The 4,888-nt window shown below is 68.3% G+C and carries 3 protein-coding genes; 1 reads left to right on the top strand and 2 read right to left on the bottom strand.

Translation table 11 applies throughout. The annotated features are described in order from the left end of the window. On the bottom strand, positions 1–875 hold an 875-nt coding region (locus HOQ08_RS05080; RefSeq protein ID WP_291192295.1), incomplete at its 3' end, for a substrate-binding domain-containing protein. 145 nt (positions 876–1,020) lie between these two features. Next, positions 1,021–2,412, bottom strand: coding sequence for a Do family serine endopeptidase (locus HOQ08_RS05075; RefSeq protein ID WP_291192294.1), 1,392 nt, complete (start codon positions 2,410–2,412; stop codon positions 1,021–1,023). 373 nt (positions 2,413–2,785) lie between these two features. Between HOQ08_RS05075 and HOQ08_RS05070 the strand changes: the two genes are divergently transcribed. Next, positions 2,786–4,888 (top strand): adenosylcobalamin-dependent ribonucleoside-diphosphate reductase (locus tag HOQ08_RS05070; protein ID WP_291192293.1); only part of this gene is annotated, 2,103 nt, incomplete at its 3' end.

The raw sequence follows: 4,888 nt of genomic DNA, 5'->3' as shown, positions 1-4,888 counted from the left end.
ACCGCGGCGAGGATCTGCGCGCGGCGCGAACTGTCGGCCGAGGCGAGTGCGGTGCCGGCGGCGAAGGGCAGGGTGTTGTGGCTGCGCAGCGCCGCGCTGGCCTTGTCGGAGGCGACGAAGTCGACGAACGCCTGCGCCTCCGCCCCGTGCGGGCTGTCCGGGTTGGTCACCAGGTAGAGCGGGGTGTACAGCTTGTAGCTGCCGCTGGCCACCGACGAGGCACTGGGGGCGGTGCCGTCGATGCGGATCATCTTGATCTTGCCATTGGCCGCCACGCGCGAGAGCGTGCTCACGCCCAGCGCCTTCGGATCGAGCGTGACCGCCTCTTCCAGCTTGGCGGTGTTGACGTACAGGCGCGGTGCCGCCACCGGCTGGTTGCCGCGGCCGAACAGCAGCTTGCGCAGGCTGTATTCGACGCCGTCGCCGGGGCTCGCCACGGCATAGACGTCGATCGGTTCGTTGGAGCCGCCGACCTCGCTCCAGTTGGTGATCTTGCCGTAGTAGATGTCGTGCACCTGCTTGAGCGTCAGGTTGCCCACCCGGTTGGACGGGTGGGTGATCAGCACCAGCGCGTCCCACGCCACCGGGGTGAAGGTGAGCCCGGCCTCCGCCGCGCTGCCGTTGCCGGGCCGCGCGCTGCCGGCGATGTCGGCGGTGCCGTGCGCCACCGCGTCCAGTCCCGAGGCGGTGTTGAACGGCTGCAACTCGATCTTGCCGTGGCCGCTCCTGGCCCAGGCCTTGGCCACGTCCTCCATCGTGCCGCGCGTGGTGGCCACGTCGCCGCGCAGGACGAGCGTGGGACCGGCGGCGAGCGCAGCGGTGGTGAGGCAGGCGCCGAGGCAGACGGCGAACAGGCGAAGGGAGCGAACGGGCATGACGGAGACGACCTACGGCTTCGATGAGGGGCGTGAGCGTGCCGTGCAGGCGGCATGCGCGCAGTGATGGGAGTCCGATATTTCATCGGTCCGACGGCCAAACATCAAGCGTGGTCACAGGTTGGCGTTAAGGTAGGTGCGCGATTCAATCCATCGGCACGTAGCGCACGCCCTCGCCGTTCTCGACCACCAGCACCAGCTGCCGCGGCTGCATGCCGGCCAGTCCGCGCAGCTCGCGCAGGCTGGTGATGCGCCGGTTGTTCACGCCGATCACGATGTCGCCCTCGGCCAGGCCCGCCCGCGCGGCGCGGCTGCCGGGCTGCATCGCGGTGATCGCCACGCCGGCGGCGCCCTGGCCGCGCTGGGCCATCGACAGCTCGCTCAGGCGCACGCCGGCCAGGCGCGGGTCGAGCGTGCCGCCGTCCACGGTGGCGAGCTTCTCCGGCGTCAGCGTCGCGCCGACCTGGCGTGCCTGGCCGTTGCGCGACACGCTCAGCGTGACCTTGCTGCCCAGCGGCAGCAGGCCTTCGGCATTGCGCAGCTCGTCGCTGTCGTGCAGCGGCTTGCCGTCGATCGCCTGCAGCACGTCGCCGGGCGCCAGCCCCGCCGCGGCTGCGGCCGAGCCCGGCGCCACGCGCGTGACCACCACGCCCTGGCTGGTCTTGAGGCCCAGCAGTTGCGCGATGCGCGGGGTGATGTCCTGCGTCTGCACGCCCAGGCTGCCGCGCACCACCTTGCCGTGTGCGATCAGCTGGCCCATCACCTGCGTGGTGAGGTCGCTGGGGATGGCGAAGCCGATGCCCACGTTGCCGCCCGAGGGCGAGAAGATCATGGTGTTGATGCCGACCAGCTCGCCACGCAGGTTGACCAGCGCGCCGCCGGAATTGCCCGGGTTGATCGAGGCATCGGTCTGGATGAAGTTCTGGTAGCCCCCCGAACCCGACGACGTCTGGCCCAGGCCCGAACGGCCCAGCGCCGAGACGATGCCCGAAGTCACCGTCTGGCCCAGCCCGAACGGATCGCCCACCGCCACCACGAAATCGCCCACGCGCAACCTGGCCGAGTCCGCCACCGGCAGCGCCTTCAGGTTCTGCGCGGGAATCTGCACCACCGCCACGTCGGTGTCCGGGTCGGTGCCGATCAGCTTGCCCTTGAAGCTGCGTCCGTCCTGCAGCGTCACCATGATGTCGTCGGCGCCGCCCACCACGTGGTTGTTGGTCAGCACGTAGCCCTTGGCCGCATCCACGATCACGCCCGAGCCCAGGCTCTGCTCGATGCGCTCGCGCGGCGAGGGCGGCAGGCCGAAGAACTGGCGGAACATCGGGTCGTCGAAGTACGGGTCGCGCACCGCCACGCGCGTCTTGGTGGAGATGTTCACCACCGCCGGCGTCACCTTCTCCAGCATCGGCGCCAGCGAGGGCAGCGGCTCGCCGGCCACGCTCGAGGGCAACGCCGCGCGGCCGATGGCGGGCCAGCCCAGCAGCAACGCGCCGGAAAGCGCGAGCGTGCCGGCGAGGGAAGGGCGACGGTCGAACATGCGGATCTCCTTGACTTGGAAAGCACCGGGCCTGCGACTGTAAACCGGCCCTCCGGGTTCCCCTGGTGACGACGACGGCCTGTCTGCCTGGCGTCGAGTGCGTAGGCGGTGGACCCATCAAATATCGGTTGACGCCTACGCATGGCGGCGATACCGTTCATGCCCGGTCGCACCACAACATCTTGTGTGAGTCGCTCGGTCGCTCTCCCAAGTGCTGTGTCGATGTGGCAACCTCGGGGGAGGGCGCCGTAAGTCCGGAAGATCAAGCAAACCTGCATGCCGCCTGCGGTCCGCAAGGGACGCCGCGGCCGTTGCATGGCATGGACGAAACAAAATCAATGACGGCTCGAAAGGCCGGAGGTCAAACAATCCGATGAGCACGATGCGCGCACCACTCGCCGCCAACCGTGATGCCGCAGCCATCCCGCTGCAGCCGGCCTCGTACGACATCTGGGACAAGAAGTACCGCCTGCGCACCAAGGCCGGCGGGCCGGTCGACGGCAGCATCGACGAGACCTGGCAGCGCGTCGCGCGCGCGCTTTCCGACGTGGAGGCCAGCGACGAGCTGCGCGCGCACTGGTACGAGCGCTTCCTGTGGGCGCTGCGCCGCGGTGCCATCCCGGCCGGGCGCATCACCTCCAACGCCGGCGCGCTGGAGCACAAGCCGGCCACCTCCACGATCAACTGCACCGTGTCGGGCACCATCCGCGACTCGATGGACGACATCCTGGAGAAGGTGCACGAGGCGGGCCTCACCCTCAAGGCCGGCTGCGGCATCGGCTACGAGTTCTCCACGCTGCGCCCGCGCGGCGCGTACGTGTCCGGCGCCGGCGCCTACACCTCCGGCCCGCTGTCCTTCATGGACATCTACGACAAGATGTGTTTCACCGTGTCCTCCGCCGGCGGCCGGCGCGGCGCGCAGATGGGCACGTTCGACATCAGCCACCCCGATGCGAAGGAATTCATCCGCGCCAAGCGCGAGGACGGCCGGCTGCGCCAGTTCAACCTCTCCCTGCTGATCACCGACGGCTTCATGCAGGCGGTCGAGCACGACCAGGACTGGCCGCTGGTGTTCCCGGTGCACGTCAAGGAGCGCGACGAGGTCGACCTGGACGACCCGGCCAAGGTCGTCTGGCGCGAGTGGCCCACCCACGAGAACTACGTCGCCCGCGAGGACGGCCTGGTCGCCTGCAAGATCTACGGCCACATCCGCGCGCGGCACCTGTGGGACATGATCATGGTCTCGACGTACGACTACGCCGAGCCCGGGTTCATCCTGATCGACAAGGTCAACGAGATGAACAACAACTGGTGGTGCGAGCACATCCGCGCCACCAATCCGTGTGGGGAACAGCCTTTGCCCCCGTACGGTTCGTGCCTGCTCGGCTCGATCAACCTCACCACCTTCGTGCGCGACCCGTTCGGCCCCAAGGCCCGCTTCGACTGGGACGAGTACCGCGACGTGGTCAAGGTGTTCACCCGCATGCTCGACAACGTGGTGGAGATCAACGGCCTGCCGCTGGAGCAGCAGCGCAACGAGATCCTCTCCAAGCGCCGCCACGGCATGGGCTTCCTGGGCCTGGGCTCCACGCTCACCATGCTCAAGATGCGCTACGGCTCGGAAGCGGCCGTCGGCTTCACCGAGGACGTCTCCCGCGAGATGGCCGTGGCCGGCTGGGAAGTGGCGCTGGACCTGGCCAAGGAGAAAGGCCCGGCCCCGGTGCTGGCGCGCGACTACACCGTCACCGGCGAGATGCTGCGCAAGCGCCCGGAAATGGCAGCCGACGGCTACAAGGTCGGCGACACCATCCCCGGCCGCGTGCTGCACGCCAAGTACAGCCGCTACATGCAGCGCGTCGCCACCGTGGCGCCCAACCTGGTCGAGCAGCTGGCCGAGACCGGCGCGCGCTTCACCCACCACAGCTCGATCGCGCCCACCGGCACCATTTCGCTGTCGCTCGCCAACAACGCCTCCAACGGCATCGAGCCCAGCTTCGCCCACCACTACTCGCGCAACGTGATCCGCGAGGGCAAGAAGTCCAAGGAAAAGGTCGAGGTCTACAGCTACGAGCTGCTCGCCTACCGCGCCCTCATCAACGCCGACGCGCTGCCGTTCTCCGAGGACCCGTCCGCCAAGCTGCCCGACTACTTCGTGGCCGCCGACGACATCAGCCCGAAGGAGCACGTGGACATCCAGGCCGCCTCGCAGAAGTGGATCGACTCGTCCATTTCCAAGACCGCCAACGTGCCCACCGACTACCCCTACGAAGACTTCAAGGACATCTACTTCTACGCTTACAAGCAGGGCCTCAAAGGGTGCACCACCTTCCGCTTCAACCCCGCCGCCTTCCAGGGCGTGCTGGTCAAGGAGGCGGATCTTGAGAGCACCCTCTACCGCTTCGAATTGGAGGACGGTAGTGTTATCGAACTGAAGGGCAACGAGCAGGTGGAATACGACGGCGAAATGCACACGGCC

This window comes from Frateuria sp., assembly GCF_013362045.1.
GTDB lineage: Bacteria > Pseudomonadota > Gammaproteobacteria > Xanthomonadales > Rhodanobacteraceae > Frateuria_A.
Note: the sequence above shows the minus strand (reverse complement) of the source record. Positions and strands in the feature narration are given on the sequence as shown.

What these genes read in the sequence shown, in the direction of transcription:
- HOQ08_RS05075 (WP_291192294.1), bottom strand. Translation starts at nt 2,412, where the DNA reads ATGTTCGACCGTCGCCCTTCCCTCGCCGGCACGCTCGCGCTTTCCGGC.